This window comes from Streptomyces capitiformicae (assembly GCF_002214185.1).
Lineage (GTDB): Bacteria > Actinomycetota > Actinomycetes > Streptomycetales > Streptomycetaceae > Streptomyces > Streptomyces capitiformicae.
The window spans coordinates 2,762,673-2,780,357 of record NZ_CP022161.1 but is presented as its reverse complement, the minus strand read 5'-3'; the positions used below and the strand labels follow the sequence as shown (position 1 = coordinate 2,780,357).

General features: G+C 67.6%; 14 protein-coding genes and 2 pseudogenes. 4 read left to right on the top strand and 12 right to left on the bottom strand.

Annotated elements, in window-relative coordinates; genetic code table 11:
* Positions 1–16: 16 nt before the first annotated feature.
* Both CES90_RS12345 and CES90_RS52445 read right to left on the bottom strand, forming a co-directional pair.
* The gene (locus tag CES90_RS12345; protein ID WP_189784788.1) at positions 17–478 is read right to left on the bottom strand and encodes a hypothetical protein; all 462 of its coding nucleotides are present in this window, start codon (positions 476–478) and stop codon (positions 17–19) included.
* A 21-nt stretch (positions 479–499) separates the two neighbouring features.
* Positions 500–637: pseudogene (locus CES90_RS52445) on the bottom strand (zinc finger domain-containing protein); the annotation flags it as partial.
* Positions 638–971: 334 nt separating this feature from the next.
* Here CES90_RS52445 and CES90_RS12340 point away from each other — a divergent pair.
* A complete protein-coding gene (locus CES90_RS12340) occupies positions 972–2,918 on the top strand; it encodes a hypothetical protein (protein ID WP_189784789.1) in 1,947 nt (648 codons plus the stop codon).
* Positions 2,919–2,986: 68 nt separating this feature from the next.
* Complete coding sequence (locus CES90_RS12335; protein WP_189784790.1) at positions 2,987–4,006, top strand: hypothetical protein; 1,020 nt, start codon at positions 2,987–2,989, stop codon at positions 4,004–4,006.
* Positions 4,007–4,163: 157 nt separating this feature from the next.
* Here CES90_RS12335 and CES90_RS12330 read toward each other — a convergent pair whose 3' ends face one another.
* From CES90_RS12330 to CES90_RS12295, 8 genes and pseudogenes are all read right to left on the bottom strand, one after another.
* Positions 4,164–6,071, bottom strand: a complete 1,908-nt coding sequence (locus tag CES90_RS12330; protein ID WP_229914027.1) for a UvrD-helicase domain-containing protein — start codon at positions 6,069–6,071, stop codon at positions 4,164–4,166.
* 48 nt (positions 6,072–6,119) lie between these two features.
* Positions 6,120–7,184 (bottom strand): DUF6083 domain-containing protein, encoded by a 1,065-nt coding sequence (locus CES90_RS12325; protein ID WP_189784791.1) that lies wholly within the window; start codon positions 7,182–7,184, stop codon positions 6,120–6,122.
* Positions 7,185–7,296: 112 nt separating this feature from the next.
* Positions 7,297–7,551, bottom strand: coding sequence for a hypothetical protein (locus CES90_RS12320; RefSeq protein WP_189784792.1), 255 nt, complete (start codon positions 7,549–7,551; stop codon positions 7,297–7,299).
* A gap of 172 nt (positions 7,552–7,723) precedes the next feature.
* Positions 7,724–8,707 (bottom strand): DnaB-like helicase C-terminal domain-containing protein, encoded by a 984-nt coding sequence (locus tag CES90_RS12315; RefSeq protein ID WP_189784793.1) that lies wholly within the window; start codon positions 8,705–8,707, stop codon positions 7,724–7,726.
* A 577-nt stretch (positions 8,708–9,284) separates the two neighbouring features.
* On the bottom strand, positions 9,285–9,914 hold the full coding sequence (locus CES90_RS12310) for a hypothetical protein (protein WP_189784794.1): 630 nt from the start codon (positions 9,912–9,914) through the stop codon (positions 9,285–9,287).
* A 4-nt stretch (positions 9,915–9,918) separates the two neighbouring features.
* A complete protein-coding gene (locus CES90_RS12305) occupies positions 9,919–10,575 on the bottom strand; it encodes a sigma-70 family RNA polymerase sigma factor (RefSeq protein WP_229914028.1) in 657 nt (218 codons plus the stop codon).
* Between the two features lie 4 nt (positions 10,576–10,579).
* Entirely contained in the window at positions 10,580–10,768 is a 189-nt protein-coding gene (locus tag CES90_RS12300) for a hypothetical protein (RefSeq protein WP_189784795.1), read from the bottom strand.
* A gap of 355 nt (positions 10,769–11,123) precedes the next feature.
* Positions 11,124–12,559, bottom strand: a pseudogene (locus tag CES90_RS12295) (NF041680 family putative transposase).
* A gap of 677 nt (positions 12,560–13,236) precedes the next feature.
* On the opposite strand from CES90_RS12295, the gene ltrA reads away from it, so the two are divergent.
* Positions 13,237–14,601: a group II intron reverse transcriptase/maturase gene (gene ltrA, locus CES90_RS12290; protein ID WP_332836395.1), complete on the top strand. Its 1,365-nt coding sequence runs from the start codon at positions 13,237–13,239 to the stop codon at positions 14,599–14,601.
* A 100-nt stretch (positions 14,602–14,701) separates the two neighbouring features.
* On the opposite strand, the gene CES90_RS12285 is transcribed toward ltrA, so the two are convergent.
* Both CES90_RS12285 and CES90_RS12280 read right to left on the bottom strand, forming a co-directional pair.
* Entirely contained in the window at positions 14,702–16,072 is a 1,371-nt protein-coding gene (locus CES90_RS12285) for a sensor histidine kinase (protein ID WP_189784797.1), read from the bottom strand.
* The gene (locus CES90_RS12280) at positions 16,069–16,755 is read right to left on the bottom strand and encodes a response regulator (protein WP_189784798.1); all 687 of its coding nucleotides are present in this window, start codon (positions 16,753–16,755) and stop codon (positions 16,069–16,071) included. Before CES90_RS12280 ends, CES90_RS12285 begins: the two co-directional genes overlap by 4 nt.
* A gap of 172 nt (positions 16,756–16,927) precedes the next feature.
* Here CES90_RS12280 and CES90_RS12275 point away from each other — a divergent pair, with 172 nt between their 5' ends.
* The gene (locus CES90_RS12275) at positions 16,928–17,338 is read left to right on the top strand and encodes a hypothetical protein (protein ID WP_189784799.1); all 411 of its coding nucleotides are present in this window, start codon (positions 16,928–16,930) and stop codon (positions 17,336–17,338) included.
* Positions 17,339–17,685: the final 347 nt, after the last annotated feature.

Here is a 17,685-nt window from a genome sequence, read left to right as displayed (position 1 = left end):
CAGGAACCCCCGTCTGTCACCCGGCGGATGTCTGCGCAGCGGCCTCAGGAGGCGGCCCCGGGATCGGCGCGCTGGCCTTCGCCGCGTTCCAATCCATGCGGAACCTGGCGGGCAACTCACGCCGTTCGATCACGCGAATAGCGACGGGGTCGATGTAGACACCGTCTTCGCCTGCACGCTCGAGGAAACCTCGTGCTGTGAGCCGTTCGACGGCTTCGCGGACCTCGCCGACAGTCAGGAAGTCGATCGGCATGAGGATCAGCGCCAGCCCGAAGTTGTTCATCTTCGGTCCGCCAGGCTGCAGCACATCCGCCTGCTTCAGGGCCAGCCACAGCAGGACCGCAGCCTCATACGGATAGGCTGCCAACGCCTCCAAAGCGTCCTTGTGCCAGGCCACCACCAGCGTGTCAGCGTCAGTCGAGTCCAGCTCCATGTACATGCGATCCGCTTTTGGCGGCAGGATCCGGTAGGGCGGCATGGGCTCCAGCGCGCGCCGGGCGTCCGAGATCCGCCCGCGGTGCAGCTGGGATCGACCGGCCCGGTCGGGTGCGCACTTCTCCCCCGGCGCGGCACGGCAGTCCGGGCAACTCCGGGCGCGGGCCCGTTCGCGGACAGCCGGCGGCACAGCTCGACTCATCATTACCTCCCGAAGGACCTCACGGGCGCACTCGCCTGGCGAACACGGTGGGGACAACGTGCACGAGACGCCGAGGTCACCAAGGGCTCAGCCGACCGGGTAGCGACGCCATGCCGGTCATGGCGAGAACCGCCGAACGACGCCACAACGCTCACCGTTCGCCGAGCAGGGTCTCGCCAGGCTGATTGGGCTGGGTCGTTGTCCACTCTCCAGTGCTGAGCGTCCCTCAGCTGGGGGAAGCCCTTGGGCTGGAGGGGTGATGAGTGGCCGTGCATCGGGCGCGCCGGGGCCATGGTGAGCGGTGCACAGCGAGGCACCGTCCGGCAGGAGCGCCATGGCGTACGAGGTGGTTAACGCAAAGTTCCGCACGGAGCTCCATGCCCGGTGGTCAATCTTCTTCGATCACCTGCGGATTCCCTGGGCCTACGAGCCGGTCACCTTCCACGACACGCAGCGCACACCCCGGACGCCGGCGTTCTGGCTGCCTCAGCAGCGGATCTGGTTCGACGCCGAGCCGCAAGCCCCGGCCTGGTGGGGCCGCTTCGCGATGGCGGCCGCGGGCAGCGACCACTGGGCCGCCGGCCACTGGGGCGAGGAGGCGGAGCGCTGCCTGCCGGTGGAGGTGCCGGAGGAGTGGCGCGGGTTGCCTCTGCTGGCCGAGGGCCTGCTTTTCCCGGACGACGACTACGGGCCCTGGCACTTCTTCGACGCACGCGGCATGCGCACCTACGACGACGAGCCCTACCAATGGACGATGTGCCCCCAATGCGGAGCCTTCGGCGCCACGTTCTGCGGCTACGCCGAGCGCCTGTCGTGCGGCTGCCTGCATGACCCGGAGCACCACAACAAGGTCGACGGCCACAGCGACAGGCGGCTGCTGCTCGCCTACCGGGCCGCGCTCACCGAAGTGTGGCACCAGGACGGTGCCTTCGGGGACACGCTGCTGCTGCCCACCGTGCGCGAGGCCCTGGTCGACCAGGCCGGTGCCGCCGCAGCCCAGAAGTCCTGCACCGGCGACTGCCAGTCGCTGTGGAGCCAGCGGTGCCAGGAACTTCCCCCGGCCGCGTTCCGGGGGATCCCGGACCCCGACACAGATCGCCTGTGCGCGCAGTGCCCCGGCTTCGTCTGCGGGCAGTGCGGCGAGCAGCCGGCGAGCGCGCTGGACATGCCCTGCCGGGTCTGCGAGCCGGTGACGCTCCTGTCCGAGAACCTGGCCCGGCAGCGGCTCAACGGGCTGGTCAAACAGCTCGCCTCCGCCACCGGCCAGCACGGGCGCACGATCAACACCCTCCTCAACCAGGCAATCGGTGTGAAGACGAGGAAAGGCATCTCCCTGGCCCAGCTCGGAGTTGCCCTCACCCACGTCGACCAGTGGCTTGAGAACCCCTCGTCGATGCCCACCGGCCGACCCGCCGTGTCCAGCACCAACCTCGCCCAGCTGCACGGCGCGGAGTTGCGTAACCTCCTCACCACCTACGTGGGCCCGCTCGCGAAAGCACTGCACACCGACATCCCGCTGATACAGCAACGCCTCAACGACTGGATGGACGCCCCCAGCCGCGCCGAGGCCACCGACGAACAGCTACGCGACGCCATCCTCCAGGCGGCCGCCTGGCTGGAGGACCCCACCTCCTACCGCGCCTTCGTGGACCCCCAGACCGTCGAGCCGGGCGGCCTTCCCGCACCGATCCACACCAAGCCGGCCCCCGCGGACTCGACCTGCAGCCTGTGCGCCGCCCACGTGGCGGCCGGGGAGACCATCGGCCGGATGCCCCGTCCGCGCCCGCCGTTCCATTCCATTGCCTGGCTGTGCGCGCACTGCCTGTACGACCGGCGCGCCAAGCCACGGCTCACGGATGTGCTGCTGCGCGTCTTCCACCACGTGTTCAGCGGCAGCACCACCGTTCCGCTCAACACCGCCGAGGCACGCGTCATGTGCGAGGCGCTGTCGCGGGTGCCGGCCGAAACCGAGGATGAGCAGCTGCGGGAGGCGATCGCCGCCCTTCACACGGGCATCGACGCCAACGCGACGGCGATGCTGCTCAACTCCCGTCCGGCCATCGCCGCAGTCAACGCCCTACGGACCACAACGCCGGGCCTGGACGGCAGCGACGCCGTCACTCTCGCCGCCGTCGCCGAGCACCTTGCCCAGTGGGAACAGAACCCCAGCGGCCTCGACCCGGAGCAGTTCGCCAACCGCGTCGAGTGGCGGCAGGCCGTCCTCAGGTGCGCCTCCGCACCCACCGCGCTGTCCAAGCGCGGCGGCCCCTTCTGGGTGTAACCAAATCCTCCGGCGCCTGCCACGGGTCCCCGGGCCGGCGAAGAGTCCCTGCTCATGAGGAGAAGTCCATGGCCATGCAACTCGCCGAGGGCGTCGTCCTGGAGGGATACGACGCGCTCAAGGCCGGAGACGTCAGCAGCCTGGAGGGCATGTTCAGCAGCTATCTCCTCGAGGAGTTCGACCGCACCGGCGAGATGGCCTTCGGCAACCCCGTAGCGGGCTACCTCTCCACCTGTCTCTTCCGCTGCGAAGGGGAGGACGCCGGGTTCCTGTCCGTGGACAGTGGCCGCTACTCGGTCGAAGTGATCTACGTGAAGGAAGAGTTCCGCGGCCGCGGCCTCGCCACCTTGGCCCTGACCGAGTTCAACCGGCACTGCCCTCAGACGCTGGCGCTGAAGACGCCGCTGTCACCGGGCGGTGAGGTGCTCGCCGCGCGCCTGGGGCTGGACCGGGCGGACAACACACCGGCCGAAGGTGCCAAGAACGAGGGAGCCCTCCGAAGCATTCTGCAAAGCATCAGGACCGGGTGCCCGCACGGGCCAAAGAAGACCGGCGATCCGCGGAAACCGTGCGGACGCTGCTACAGGAGAGGACTTCGCCGGTACGCAAGCGTCGTTCATCGGGAAGCACGCGCAGGCCAAACGAATGCTGGCCGGGCTCTGATACGGCTGCCGGTACTGAGGCGGCGCAGGCTGGTTCTGGCTTTCTGGCCGCCCTCATCTCGGTGGATCGACGGCGACCTCCGAGACGACGGCGGCGAGCTCACTGGCGCCGACTGCCTCATCGGCGTCCTCCAGGAGCTGAAGGGCATCACTGCCTCGGGGCCGCGCGCACCAGTTTGCGCAGGATGCCCCGCTGGGAAACCGCCGGACCGGCCAGTCCCGCTCGATCAGGCAGCGTGGATCACGCGCATGAACTGCTCGAAGTCCATCTCCTGCCCGTACTTGAACGGCTCCTGGATGACGTTCCACTCGCCTCGCGTTACGCCGTCTCGGCATACACGAACGGGAAGCGACCCGCTCGCCCCCACGACCACGATCCGCCCGACCTCGTCGAGGGGGCCCTCCTGGCCTCCGGGAAGGAAGTAGACCCAACCCTCCTGGCTCCAGTCATCGACCACGATCGAGGGATAGGCCGCGTTCACGGCCTCCAAGCCCTGCCGCCCCGGCCAAGACTCCCCGAACCTGGCTTCGTACTCGTCAACGCGCTTGATCTCTTGGAAGTGTTCACTCATGCGCATGCACGCTAGCCGGGCGGCGGGCCGAGCCGGTCCCAGGGTGACGGGCCCGTGTCTGAGGGGCAAGGCTCGCCCATCGTGCTGGGAGTGCTGGGGTATTGGTTGATCCAGGACAGTCCGCCGAGGTCGAGGCGCTCCCGGGCGCGGGTGACGGCGACGTAGGCGAGGCGTGCTTCGTCGAGGTCGATGTCCGGCTGGCCATTGCCGTCAGCGGTGTTGTTCGTGCTGCCGGCCCGGGGCTCGAAGTCCGTGCCGATCGCGACGGTGGGCCATTCGCGGCCCTTGGCCTTGTGGCCGGTGGAGACGACGACGTCGGCCGCGTGCTCGGGATGCAGGTTCTGCACGGCGGCGACGACGAGCTCGGGGCCGTACTCGTCGACGATGTCGACGAGCGGCAGCAGGTCGCCGCCTGCGGGGTCGGATGTGGCGTACTCGTGCAGTTCCTCCCACGAGGTGAAAAGGCACAGTTCGGGATGGCTGGTGCGGCGTCCCGCCTTGAGCTGGCCGGCGGCGGCCGCGAGCTTCTCCAGGGCCTCTCCGCCGCCGGCCATCGCAACGCGTTTGTTGTTCTCCAGCAGGCGCAGGACTTCGTAGATGGCACCGGAGTTGGATCGGCACAGCACCGCGTTGGGGTGATCGACCGGCCCGACGGTGGTGTGCAGGGCGGGGGCGCCCTTCAGACGCAGTGGGGCTGCGAGGATGGTCAGCCAGCGGTTGGCCTCGTCGGCAACGGCCTGGCCGAACCGGAAGGACTGGGTGAGGGTCAGCTGGACGCCGTCGAAGTCGGTCATCACGTCGTAGGCGCCGCGCCAGCCGTAGATCGCCTGCGCGGAGTCCCCCACCATGATCAGCTGGGCATGGTCGCGCTGGGCGGTGAAGACCTTCTCCAGTACGCGGTTGGTGTCCTGGGCTTCGTCCAGCAGCAGGAAGTCGGCCGGGATCACCGGTTCGGTCAGGGCCCAGATCTTCAGGTAGTGGTCGGGTTCGAAGCGGACCGCACCGCCCTGGGGGTTTTGCAGGTCATCCCAGGCGCGCCGTGCGTAAGGCAGGACGAGGCGGGCCAGGTCGGGCCGGCATTCGTCGGGCAGGCCGCGCAGCTTCGGCACGTGCTTGGGCAGGATCGCGGTGTCGGCGGAGTGGCAGAAGCGGCGCACCGTCTGCAGCACGCTGTAGGAGATCGTCTTGTGCGTGATCAGCCGACTGGCGAGCACGATTCTCGTGCCGGTGGTGATCCCGATGCGCTCGCCGATCCGCCAGCTGGGTTCACGGGGAGCGTTCAGCCGAGCGGCGTAGCGGTGGCCGGTCTCGCGCATGGCCAGGCCGTGCCCGGTCATACACCGCACGTTCGGGGGGAACTTCTTGGCGGCGTCGTCCACGACGGACCGGTTGTAAGCGAGGAAGAGGCCGCGCTCGCGTGGTACGGAGCGGGCCAGCATCGTCAGCAGGGTCGTCTTGCCCGTGCCGGCACCGGCCTGGACGACGAGATGGGAACCTGTGTGCTTGGCCGTGAGCGCTTGTTCCTGCTCCGGTGTCGGCGCGGGACTGGCGTTCGCCGGGCGAGTCGGCCCGGACCTGGCCGGGCGCGGGCGGCGTGCCGGGGAGCGGTGCGGCTGCGGCTGGTCGGGCAGTTGGGGAGTCTCCAGTACGGCGAGCCACTCGCGTGCTAGAACAACCGCGCGCTCGATGACCTCCGACGGCGCGCCCTGACGTGTGACCACACCCAGTCGCCGGTTCAGCCGGTTGTTGGTCTCCTTGAATCCGAGGCCTGAGCGCGACGCGATCAGCGTGATCAACTGCCGCAGCTCGGTGTGAGGGGACAGCTGCGTCGGGGCTGGCGGTGGGGCAGCCGAGGCGAACAGGTCCATCTGGTCGTCCGGCGTGGGAGATTCGCGCCGGTGTGAGGAGGAACGGGCCATACCACCCTCGTGATCTCACTTAGTTTCGACGCGTAGAGTAGCGGCAAATTACGGAGTGTTCCCATCTTGGGCGTCGACCCATTTCTGATGCGTGCGGTCGCGGCGCTCCCGCCTACGCTGGCAGAACGAGCACACCCACCCCTCGGGGACCTGCGAGACGCTCCCGTTGCCGCACCCCGGCGTGGCGCACTCCGTCCGCCTCGGGCCCAGGCGGAGGTCGGCCATCACGCTGTCCGTGTCCCGCGCCGCAACGCCAGAGGGCCGCTGCCGCAAGATGTGGGCGTCATGCCGCAGCGGATCGAAGTGCACCCACTGCGGTGGCACGGCGTCAGGGATGTAGCCGGAGTCGTGCGATGGGCAGCGCTGCTTCATCCACCGGCTGAACTCTGCTGGGTAGAGCGTGTGCAGGGCGAACACCCACATCGTCATCCCTGCCCACAGCACCTGCTGCCCGGCGCGCCCCGGCGCGTGGGGGATCTCCATCTCCTCCCAGGAGCCGTCCTGCGTCCACACGAGGTTGCGGCACCTCTCCCCCGTGCTGTCCGCGCGTGCCACACACTGGAGGGTGTCGATGCTGGAGGGTGCCAGCCACAGCATGCGGCCGTAGGCGATCACGTGCCGGACGTCCCCGACGTCCTGGACGTACTGTTCGGCCACCTCGTCCTCGCAGCGGGCCGGCGCGAGGTCGGGGATGAACTGGCCGGACGCGATGAGCTGGTCCGACTTCCGCCGGAAGACAGCACGTGCCTCTGCGAGCGACAGATCGTCATCCTCGTGCTCAACCCTCGGGCAGAACGCGGGGTGCGGTACATAGCAGTGGCTGCTCCCGCCGTCGCCGGGAAACGCGACGCCGCTCATGACGTGCCACCGCATCCGGGCGGGGACGGAAGCGGCCCGGATGAGCTTGGGCACCACAGGAAGGCGCTTCTGGTCGTAACGGGTGAAGTACTCCATCAGCAGCCCGCAGTACCGGCACCGGGTCAGGGCATCGCGCCGCAGCGTCGCGGAGTAGTTTTCCCGGTGCAGCCACATGGTCCGCGCGGCACTGAACCCCAGCGTGCCGCCGCGGTACTCCTCTTTCAGGGACCCGTCCCAGTTGTAGCGCTCTGACACGGGAATCTTGTACCGCTATGACAGGCTTCTTGATGGTATTGGCCCATTAGGGGGCGTTTCTCGGAGCGGCGCCAATTCTGCGGCTACCTCGAACAGATCAGGCACCAGGAGGTCACAGGCCGGTCACGAGCGGCGTCGGCTCACCCGCACCGCCGGGGTGGATCTCCAGACCGCCGTCGGCGTTCAGCACGGGACACCGGCCGGGATAGGTACGCCGTGCCGTAGCGAGATCACGCTCATCGAAATGGCCCGTGAAGATCACCACGCCGGAAACGAGCTCCACCTTCTGCGCACCGGTAGGCCACCGGTTCAAGAGCGCATCGACCGTCATCGGAGCGGAAGGCGGCGGCAGATCGGGGCCAGGCATGAAGAGTCCTTCCTCCTCCGGTGTCGCAGCCAGTGCACGCGCCACCTCAGCCCGCGGCACTTGGACCTTGCTTGCTGCAGGCGCGTGCATCAATGTGTACGGCTACCCGGCGTGCTCGAAGACCTCCGACACGGGCGGCCGACCAGTGGGCTGCGTCGGGAAGGAGCCGACGTCAGCCAACGGGCTCGGGCACCAGGTCGAAGAAGCGGGCGCGAGCGAGTTCCACACCCACCTCGACGGTCCCAGTCCGGCCATGCCTGTTGTACGGCACGACGAGCTCGGCGCGCTGCACGGCCGGCTCGGGCAGCCCGTACCGCGGGAACAGGTCCGCCGGGTACAGCTCGGGGTCGGGTGAACGGTCGTAGCGGCCCGCGCGGTGCTGCGGGTCGTAATAGGCGGATCGGTGCAGCAGGATGATCGTCTCCGCGTGGCTCAGCAGGGCCTCACCGTGACAGAGGTCGCTGAGCCGGGGCCGGTGATCGTCCCGGAGTTCCGGCGCCCTTGTGAGCTGTTCCACGATCACCACGGCGGCCTTCAAACGGGTCGCCAACTCCTGGAGATCTGCCACCACATGCGCGACCTCCTTCCTCCGGTCCCCCGACGCACGCTGCTGCAACGCACCGTGCATCAGGCCGAGATAGTCGACGACCAGCAAGTCCAGATGGCCGTCCCGGCCCACTACGGTGGCGCACTGCCGCTCGATCTCGGCGACGCTAGGCGTGGTGCCGTCGCCACCGAAACTCAACTGCGCCTTTCTGGCGGCGTCTGCAAAGGCGTGAATGAGGCCGCGGTCAGAGGGATCCAGCGTCCGGCGACGGATCCTTTCGGTAAGGACACCGGTCTCCGCGGCGAGCATCCGCTCGAAGAGCCCCTCGTTCGACATCTCCAGGGAAGCGACCAGAGCGGGACGCCCCTGCCGGAACGCACAGTTACGGGCCACGGTCAGGGCGAGCATCGACTTGCCCATTGCGGTACGGGCAGCGACCACGGCGACCCGTCCAGGACGCAGCCCACCACCGAGAAGATCATCAAGGGCCGTTAGGCCGGTCAGGACCCGAGGCTTGGGCGCCTGCTGCTTCACCGCGCTCCGGTGGCTGCCCCCACCGGACAGGGTGCTGCGGCGGGCATCGGCCTTGCGGGCGTGGTTACGAACCACGGTGTCTTCCGTTCTGACGCGTCAGGCCCGTGGTCCCGTACGCGCCGTCGCTCAACGAGTGACCATGCCGGGAAAACGCTGGCATTGATGCGCAGGCACCTGGGGTTCAACGCCCCTGGTGGTCCACGGGACCGGTCAGAGGCTCACACGGGCCGACGCAGCAGCGGCCATCGCACAGCAGCGTAGCGAAGCAACGCCCTCTCCACCGGGTCCTCCACGCCGGCGCGTGCGCTCTCGGACGGGCGGCGTGGGCGTGCCCGTCGCGACGCTCAGCCCGTCCGGGACCGTGCGCCACCACCGCTGGGCCGCAGAGTGGTTGACCTTCTCCACCACCCCCTTGCGAAGGCGGCCTCGCGGGTGCAGTCCGCGGCCGCGAAGTCCAGCAGCAGATTCGCGTCTGCCGGAGCTGCCCGGGGTGACAAGGCCTGAGCCAGCCTCACCGACTTGTACATCCTTCGGCGTGAGGCCGACGGCACCTACGATGCGAAACGGTTCCGTCCCCGGCAGGTGAATGCCGGGGACGGAGCCGCCTCGAGGGCGGCCAGACGAGCCAGACCTGGGTGGTCTGTGGGGGCGATCAGGGGGCGTCGGCGAGTTCCTCAATCTGGTGGGCGAGGCGTGAGTCGGGGCGTAGGACCCGGAATCCCCACTCCTCAACTTCGTTGACCTTCAGCCGGCCGACTGCTTCGCGCAGGGCCAGGGTGGGGCGGTGTCGGGGGGTGCGGCGCCGGGAGAAGGGCGTGAGGTGGATGTGGGTGTCCAAGGTGGCCGCCTGGTGGGCCCAGTGGTCGGCGTCGCGCAGTTCGCCGCGGCCGAGGTGGAACAGGTGGAGGCAGTAGGCGGCGGTGGCGTTTCCGGCTCCGGCGGCGAACTGCCACCACCATTGGGCTCCCTCGGCTGAGTCGGCGAGGCTGAGCAGACAGGCGAAGTGCAGGGCGCCGTCGACGTCGGCGGGCTCTTCGGTGAACTTGGCCAGGTGCGCGCCGGCGTCGTCGCTGTAGAGGAGCTCAGTGGCCAGGGCCTGGAGATCTATGTCCGCGCGGTCCAGCATGATCGGGAAGCGGTCATCGGGGGCCAGCCGGGTGCCGAACATGAGGGTGGCGGTGACCTCGCGGACGACTTCCTGCTTCAGGCCGGCGACGTCCTGGTCGGTGAACGCGTCGGGCGGGGCGGTCTGCGCCAGGATGTCGCGGATGCTGCGCGGCACGGTGTTACTCCTTTTCTTCGTCGCCAGCCGGAATGTCCAGGCCGAGCTTGCTGGCGATGCGTTCGCGGGCCGAACGCCGGTGTCCGCGGACGGTGTCCGGCTTGATGCCCATGATGTTGGCGACCTGCTGTGTGGAATAGCCCAGCACGTAATGGAGCACGATCACGTCGTACTGGCGCTCGGGCAGCGCCGCTATCGCGGTGTAGAGGCCCAGGGCCGATTCCATGGCCTCCAGTTGCCGGCGCATGGCCTCCAGCGTGGCCCGGGCCGCGCGCTGCATCGCCGCGATGCGCACGTCCGGCGCAGTGGAAGAGCCGAGGCCTTGTGTACTGCCGGTGATCCGCGAATGGAGCTCCACGCGTTGCTTGAGCAGGCGCCAGGCATACGCCTCCGGGCTCGCCTCTTTCAGGACAACGGTCCAGTTCAGCGCGAGATGCGAGTAGCAGCGCTGAACGACGGTCCTGGCGGCCTGTTCGTCGCCCAGCATGGTGTGCGCGTAGCGCAGGTGAGGCCGGGCGTAGAGGTCGACGAAGGCCTCAAGGTCCGGGGGCATGACGTAGTGGATGCCGTGGAGGGCGTTGAGTTCTGCGGCGGTGCTCGGCAGAGTGAACTGTGCCTCGCTCGCGCCGTCGGAGTCCTCGTAGGGCGGGAAGGTGCTCATGACCTCAGGCCTCCTGGTCGTGGGAGGCCTGAGGAGTCGACGCCGGCGTGCGCGCGGGGTTCTGCAGCAGCTCGCTCACGCCGACCTGGACGCCTGCGCGGAGCAGCAGACGTGCCGCTTTGCACATATCCGGTGCGAAAACGCGCAGTGCGGTGACGCCCGCCAGCGCGGCGATCACATCGTCAACGGTCACTGGGGTCCTGCTCTTTCAGTCTGCGGGCAGCACCAACTCCCCCTCCCCAAAAGGGAGGTGGCGCTGAAGGACACCGCTGTCCTCACTCGCAGGATTTCGGATCACGGGCCCCGAACGCGATTTCACAAGCGATCAATTTCTGACCCAAAGTGATCGCGCGAACACCTACAGAAATAAACAACCCTCTAAGCTATCGCTCATGCACTTACGGTGATCAGCGGAAACGCGTCTCGGTCACCTCGAAAACCCGCCCCAGTGCACCCCGGGAACATCCACTTCCCATTCGAATGCGTGACGCAGATCACAGCATAAGGCGTTTCGCGGCTACCCGTCTCCATCTCCTTAAGCTCGTTCCTTATCGTCGGCTGTCACGCAGAGCGATGAGTGTCTCGGGGCGTTTGACGGTCTTGCCCACGTCGTAGCGGGTGGCGGGGTGCCGGTTCTTGGAGCCGGGTGGTCGTCCTGGCCCCGGCCGGGTGGGTTTGGGTGCACGGGCCGGACTGCCCAGGTGAGGGCGGATGTTCCTGAACCCCCGCCGGACGCGGGTCGGGGTGAGCGCGGTGCCGGGGCGTGTGGTCTTCTCCCAGGGCTTGCGCCGGTCGGCTGTGAGCGGGAGCGCGAGGCGGAGCTGGGTGTGGGCTGCGATGACGAGCCAGGTCCACCGGTCCGCCGCCCGCGGGTCGCGTAGCCGGGGGCGGGTCCAGCCCAGGGACTGCTTGAACAGGCGGAAGGCGTGCTCCAGGTCGAATCTGCGCAGGTAGCAGGACCAGACGAAGTCGACGTCGTCCGGGGTGGCGCCGGTCGCGGAGGACCACAGCCAGACCGGTGGCGCGTCACGGTCGCCGGGCAGGTGATCGACCTTGAGGCGGATCAACGTGCCCTCGACCAGGGGGAGTTCGCCGTCCAGGTCGATCCAGGCCGAGCGGTGGGTGAGCCGGGGATGGACTCGGTCCCAGGCACGGGCCTCGGCCTTGCCGTAGCGGGGTGTGTCGTTGAGGGTCACCGCTGCCGGCTCCGGCCAGGTCTCCGGCTTCGCCAGGCGGAACTCCGGGCCGTGCTTGGGCGGCCGACCGCCCTTCGGGTCGTAGACACGCGGCGGCTTCGGCAGCCGCAGTACGCGATCCGAACGAAGGCGCCCGACCAGCTCGACGGGCAGGTCGCGCAGCACCCAGGCCAGGCGCATCACGTCATAGCCCGCGTCCATCACGACCAGGATGTTCCGGTCACCGCACTGCCATTGACCGGCCGCGACCAGGCGTTCGACCACGGCCCGCAGCTGGTTGGCGGTGACGGCCGCGGTGTCGTCGGTGGGCCCCAGCCGGACCGCGTCCAGGACCTGCGTCCACGACGTGCGGTCCGGGGTGAGCGCGGCGACGAACGAGTACAGCCCGGGATGATCTGCGCGGCCTCACGAGAACGGCCGTGGACGTGGCAGAACAGTCGCTCCGGCGAGCAGGACGCGTCCGAGCGCAGCCACGGGGAGACGTCCACGGTGAGTACGATCCGCCCATCGAAGCGCGGCATCGGCAGTGATATCAGCAGGTCCCGCAGGCCGTCCGTGTCGAGCCGACCGTGATTCAAAGCCCCGTACAGCGAGCCGTAGCCGCGTTGGTGCTCGGCGAGCAGCGACAGCTCGACCGGTGTCCGGGTCGGCCCGTCCGCACACAACAATGCGTCGGTCAGATCAACGAACGCATCGGCCCGCGCGGACAAGCACCCGTAGAAGACCGTCCGAAAGCGTGACAGTTCCGCGAACCCATCCCGTCCGCCCACCTGCGGCAGCACACTCATCCCCACGGCCTTCCTGGTGAACTCCTGCATCTCGTCGCAGAGTTCAGGATCACGAGGAAGACCACACGGCCGGGTCCGATGTTAAGGAACAAGCGTACGTCCAGCAGTCCGGACGTTATTGCAGCTCAGAAGGGATGTGAACGATGTAACCGGACGACAAGCTCAGGATAGCCAGCCGGTGCAAGTCCGGTCCGGGGAGACGCCAGGGTCCCCGGTAGCTGACTCCCGGCGTCGCTCGAAAGGGTGGCGTCGAAGTGGAGTGACAAGCGCCCTTTGGGGGCGTGCAACCGGCCAGTCCGCAACATGAAGTGAAGCCTGCAGCGCCGTCATTTAACCCCCGCCCGTGGGCGGGCCAAGGAGGAGCCGAGCCTGTGCTTGTTCGGCGAAGGCCATGGAAGGCGATCTTGGACCTGGAGCGGTCGCCGAAGAACCTCCCGGCGTAAGGGGCGTGGAATGGCCGGACGGTTGTCCTGGGAACTGGAGAGAGCCTCCTCGGCCCCGCAACTTGCGGTGCGGGAAGCGTGACCTGCCTATAACCGGTGGAACCGGGAAGTGGCGGGTTGCCGAGAGGCAGTCGGAGGGGGTCGTAGTAGTGCCGATCGGCGGGACAACACAACCCGCAGGGAGCGAAGGGCCCCTGCTTCATCGATGCGATCCGCGAACAGGGAGGGGTCCGGATGAGTGCCGTTTCGGCTAGGTCCATCCGCCGGGAGGAAGGCGCCGCGAGACTGGGCGGCCGTCCTTTGGACAAGGTCCGAGCCTTGCAGCGGACGCTCTACCGCTGTGCCAAGCAAGAACCCGAACGCCGGTTTCATGCCCTGTATAGCCATGTCCACCGCATGGACGTTCTTCGGCGGGCGTGGGCCGGCGTGTGTGCGAACCGGGGAGCCCCCGGCGTGGACGGCGTGACCGTCGACGCGGTGGCGGCCTCGGGGGTGGATGCATTCCTCCAGGACCTGTCGGAGAAGCTGCGGACGTATATGTATCGTCCGTCGGTGCTGCGGCGGGTGCAGATTCCCAAACCGGGGCGGCCGGGAGAGTTCCGGCCGCTGTCGATTCCCACCGTGGCGGACCGGGTGGTGATGACAGCCGCGAAGCTGGTCCTGGAACCGGTCTTCGAGGCCCAGTTCACCGAGGCGAGCTACGGATTCCGGCCCAAGCGGTCTGCGATCGACGCGTGCGAAGCCGTGCGCGTCGCGGCGAACCAACGGCGGGAATGGGTCTTCGAGGCCGACATCCGGGACTGTTTCGGCACGATCGACCACGATGCGCTCATGGCCCAGGTGGCCCGGCGGGTGGTGGACCGGCCGTTGCTGAAGCTGATCCGGGCCTGGCTGCGGATGGGAGTCCTGGAGGGCGGGGTGACCTCCCCGACAGGGGCGGGAACCCCTCAGGGCTCACCGATCTCCCCGCTGCTGGCGAACATCGCCCTGCATGTCCTCGATGAGGCGTGGGAGGACGGGGGCCGCCGGCTGGGGGTGTTGGTGAGGTACTGCGACGACTTCGTGGTCCTGTCGCCGACCAGACAACGGGCCGAACAAGCCCAGCAGTTGGCGGCAAGGGTGCTGGAACGGCTCGGGATGCGGTTGCATCCGGAGAAGTCCGGCATCACCTGCCTCACCCGGGGCGGGCAGGGCTTCGAGTTCCTCGGCTTCCACCACCGGAAGATGGAATCGTGGAAATGGCGAGGCAGGTTCTACCTGCAACGCTGGCCCTCGGCCCGAGCGATGAACGTACTGCGGGACAAGATCCGCGCGGCCACCTCCCGCTCGAAGACCGAACGGCCGGTGTCTGCCGTGGTCGCAGACCTCAACCCCGTGCTGCGGGGCTGGGCAGCGTACTTCCGCAACGGGAACTCCGGGCGGAAGTTCAACGCGGTCGACGACTACGTCCACGAGCGGCTGGCCATCTTCGCCAGTCGGAAACACAGACTCCGAGGCCGGAACTGGACCACCCGTTTCACCTACGGATGGATCACCTGGCTTGGGGTCTACCGCCTCACGGGAAACGTGCACAGGGCGACGGCGCATGCCAGTCGGTGAACGATGTCGGAAAGCCGTGTGCGGGAGAACTGCACGCACGGTTTGAAGCGGCGGGGGCTGGAAACGGAGCGGAAGCCACCGCGCCAGTCCCCGACCCTACTTATTGAGTGGGGAGGCTCAGGGTGAAGTGGGCGCCGCGGGCGCTGGGTGTGAGGGTGAGTGTGCCCTGGTGGGTGCTGGCGATGCGCTGGGCGATGGCGAGGCCGAGTCCGGCACCTCCGGTATCGCGGGTGCGTGCGTCGTCGAGGCGGGTGAAGCGTTCGAAGATCCGCTCGTGGTCTGCCAGAGGGACTCCCGGCCCGTCGTCGAGGACGTCCAGGACGGCTTGGCGGTTTGTCTTGTGGTGTGTCAGGCGGACGGTGACAGTGCTGTTCGCGTGGCGTTCGGCGTTGTCGAGCAAGTTGCCCAGGACGCGGGTGAGTAGTGCGGGATGGCCGCGCACTGTGACGGGGCCGGGATCGGTGTGGACATCGAGAGTGAGACCGCGGGAAGGCCGACGGCGGGTGGCCTCGTCGCGAACCAGGTCGGTAAGGTCGACGACCTGGTTGGGGCCGTGGCGCGTGTCCTCGGCATCGAGGCGGGCCAGGAGCAGCAGGTTCTCCGTCAAGTCTTGCAGGTGCATGGTGTCTGTGTGGGCGGCGTGGACGACTTCGGGCCAGTCGACGGTGTGAGGTTGGTTGAGCGCCAGTTCGAGTTCGGTACGCAGACAGGCGAGGGGCGTACGCAGTTCATGGGAAGCGTCTGCGGTGAACTGACGCTGCTGCTCGACTGCGGTCTGCAGCCGATCCAAGGTGGTGTTCATCGTCGTAGCCAGGCGGGCGATCTCGTTGCCGGAGCGGGGGACTGGGACGCGTCGGCCGAGATGGCGAGCGCTGAGCTCGGCGAACTCGGCTCGGATCGCTTCGACTGGTTGAAGGACCCGGCCGACCGCAAACCACGTACTGCCCGTGATCAACGCTGTGACCCCGAACGTTGCTCCGGCCAGGAACCAGATCATTGCATTCAAGCGATTTTGTTCTGTTTCCAGAGAACCGATCAGCATTGGCGCTTGCCCATCTACGGCGCGATGGCTGAAGACTTGCCGGATGGGCGTGGGGCCATGGTACGGATCTGTCCAGGGCTTCATGGAAAGCACCCCCACGTCATCGGTGGCAGGGTCGCGCACTTCCACCGGCGTTCGGCAATGGCTGATGTCCATGTGCCTTTTCGGCTTGGGCGAGGGTGAGCCACAATCAGGCAGCTCACCTTCCTCAAGCAGCCTTTCCGCATCGTCTGCCGCCTGCAGCCATTGTCTGCTGGTCGTCATACTCGTGGCTTGCTGCAGGAGGTAGGCCTGCCAAGCGATCGCGACACCTAGGGCGGTGGGGGCCAAAGAGAAGACAGCGATCAACATGGCCAGGAGCGTGAGCCGCATGCGCATGGTGGCAGGCCTTAACCGACGCAGCAGGGACAGGCGACAGATCCGTTTCATGGCCGTGTGTCTCCTGCACCGTCCACGCGATAACCGGCGCCGCGGACGGTGCGGATCGTGCGCTGCTGGAACGGGGTATCTATTTTGCGGCGCAGGGCGCTGACATAGACCTCGACGATGTTGACGTCGCCATCAAAGCGGTCGTCCCATACGTGCTCGAGCACCTCGCATTTGGAAACGGTCTCTCCGCTGCGACTGGCGAGGTATTCCAGAACGGCGAATTCCCGGGCGGTGAGGGCTACGTCGATGGCGCCGCGTCGGCAGCGCCGTGCGGCTGGGTCGATTTCGAGGTCACCGATCCGCATCACGGCGGGCCGCTGAGGCCGTCCTCGGCGGATCAGAGCGCGTAGCCGCGCAGCCAGCGCGATGAACGAGAACGGCTTGGTGACGTAGTCATCTGCGCCGGTGTCCAGGCCCTCGGCTTGGTCGTACTCGCCGTCCTTCGCGGTGAGCATCAGCACCGGCGTCCACACCCCCGCCTGACGCATCTGCCCGCACAGCCGGAAGCCGTTCAGGTGGGGCAGCAGCACGTCCAACACGAGCGCGTCGTAGTCGGTCTCCAGCGCCAGTTCCAGGCCGCGTCGTCCGTCGTGCGCAACGTCGACGGCGTACCCCTCGCCGACCAAGCCACGGCGCAGCAACTCCGCCAGTCGCCGGTCATCCTCAACCACCAGTATCCGCATCCCCCCAGCATGGCGGCCCCGCCCTGTGAGGAACCTGAAGACCCTTCAGGAACCCTCAGCATCCCCACAGCCCTGACGTGTCACCGTCTCATCCGGGCTCACAACAAGGTGAGAGATCCGCGAAAGCCAAGACGCCGGACAAGCCTGTCCAGGCGCCTGAACAGTTCGTGGAGTGAGTGCCAACGAGACAAATCCGAGCGAAGGGGAGAATAAAGTGGACAAGCGTAAAATGCTCAGGGGAAGCCGTAGGGCTCTGATGGTGGGAATCGCTGCGGTCGGTCTCTCCACCTTGGCCATCGCTCCGGCATCCGCGAGGGACGTCGACGTTTCGCAGGGCGACGACTATGCATACCTGGATCAGCTTGGCAGCAAGGACCGCGTCGGAGTGTGCGACATCGAACGCGACGGTCACGGCGTCTACGTCAAGGTCTGGCTCGACAACGGCTACGACGAGTTCAGCGACGGCAACGGATCGGCAACTGGCTGCAGCACCCGTGACTACGGCGCCTACAGTGTCGACTCCATCGAGGTCTGCGAAAGCGTGACAGGACCCGACTGGTGCTCTGACAGGAAGTACTCGTAGTCCTGGCTAAGGGCAACGCCCCACTGCGATACGCAGGAGAAAATTGGTATCTCCTGATTTTTCGCGGAGTGGCTTCGGGAACGACGGCTGGACCCACCTTCGGGCCACTCTTGGCCCCCCTTCGCGATCTCCGTGGAGCTTGATCGGGAGTGAGTACTGACCCCTCCCCGGTGGGGGCTGGCCTGGTCGGTGGGTAGGACCAGAACTCGCTGGAACCGCCTCCCGGAAACCCGTGGTGGGGCCGAGGCTCCTCGTGGGGTGGGCCACAAGTCGTCCCCGGAATCACGGGGGAGGAGTCCGGCACCGTACTGCCTTCAGACCGGTGGAGCTTACCTCCAGAAGGCAGT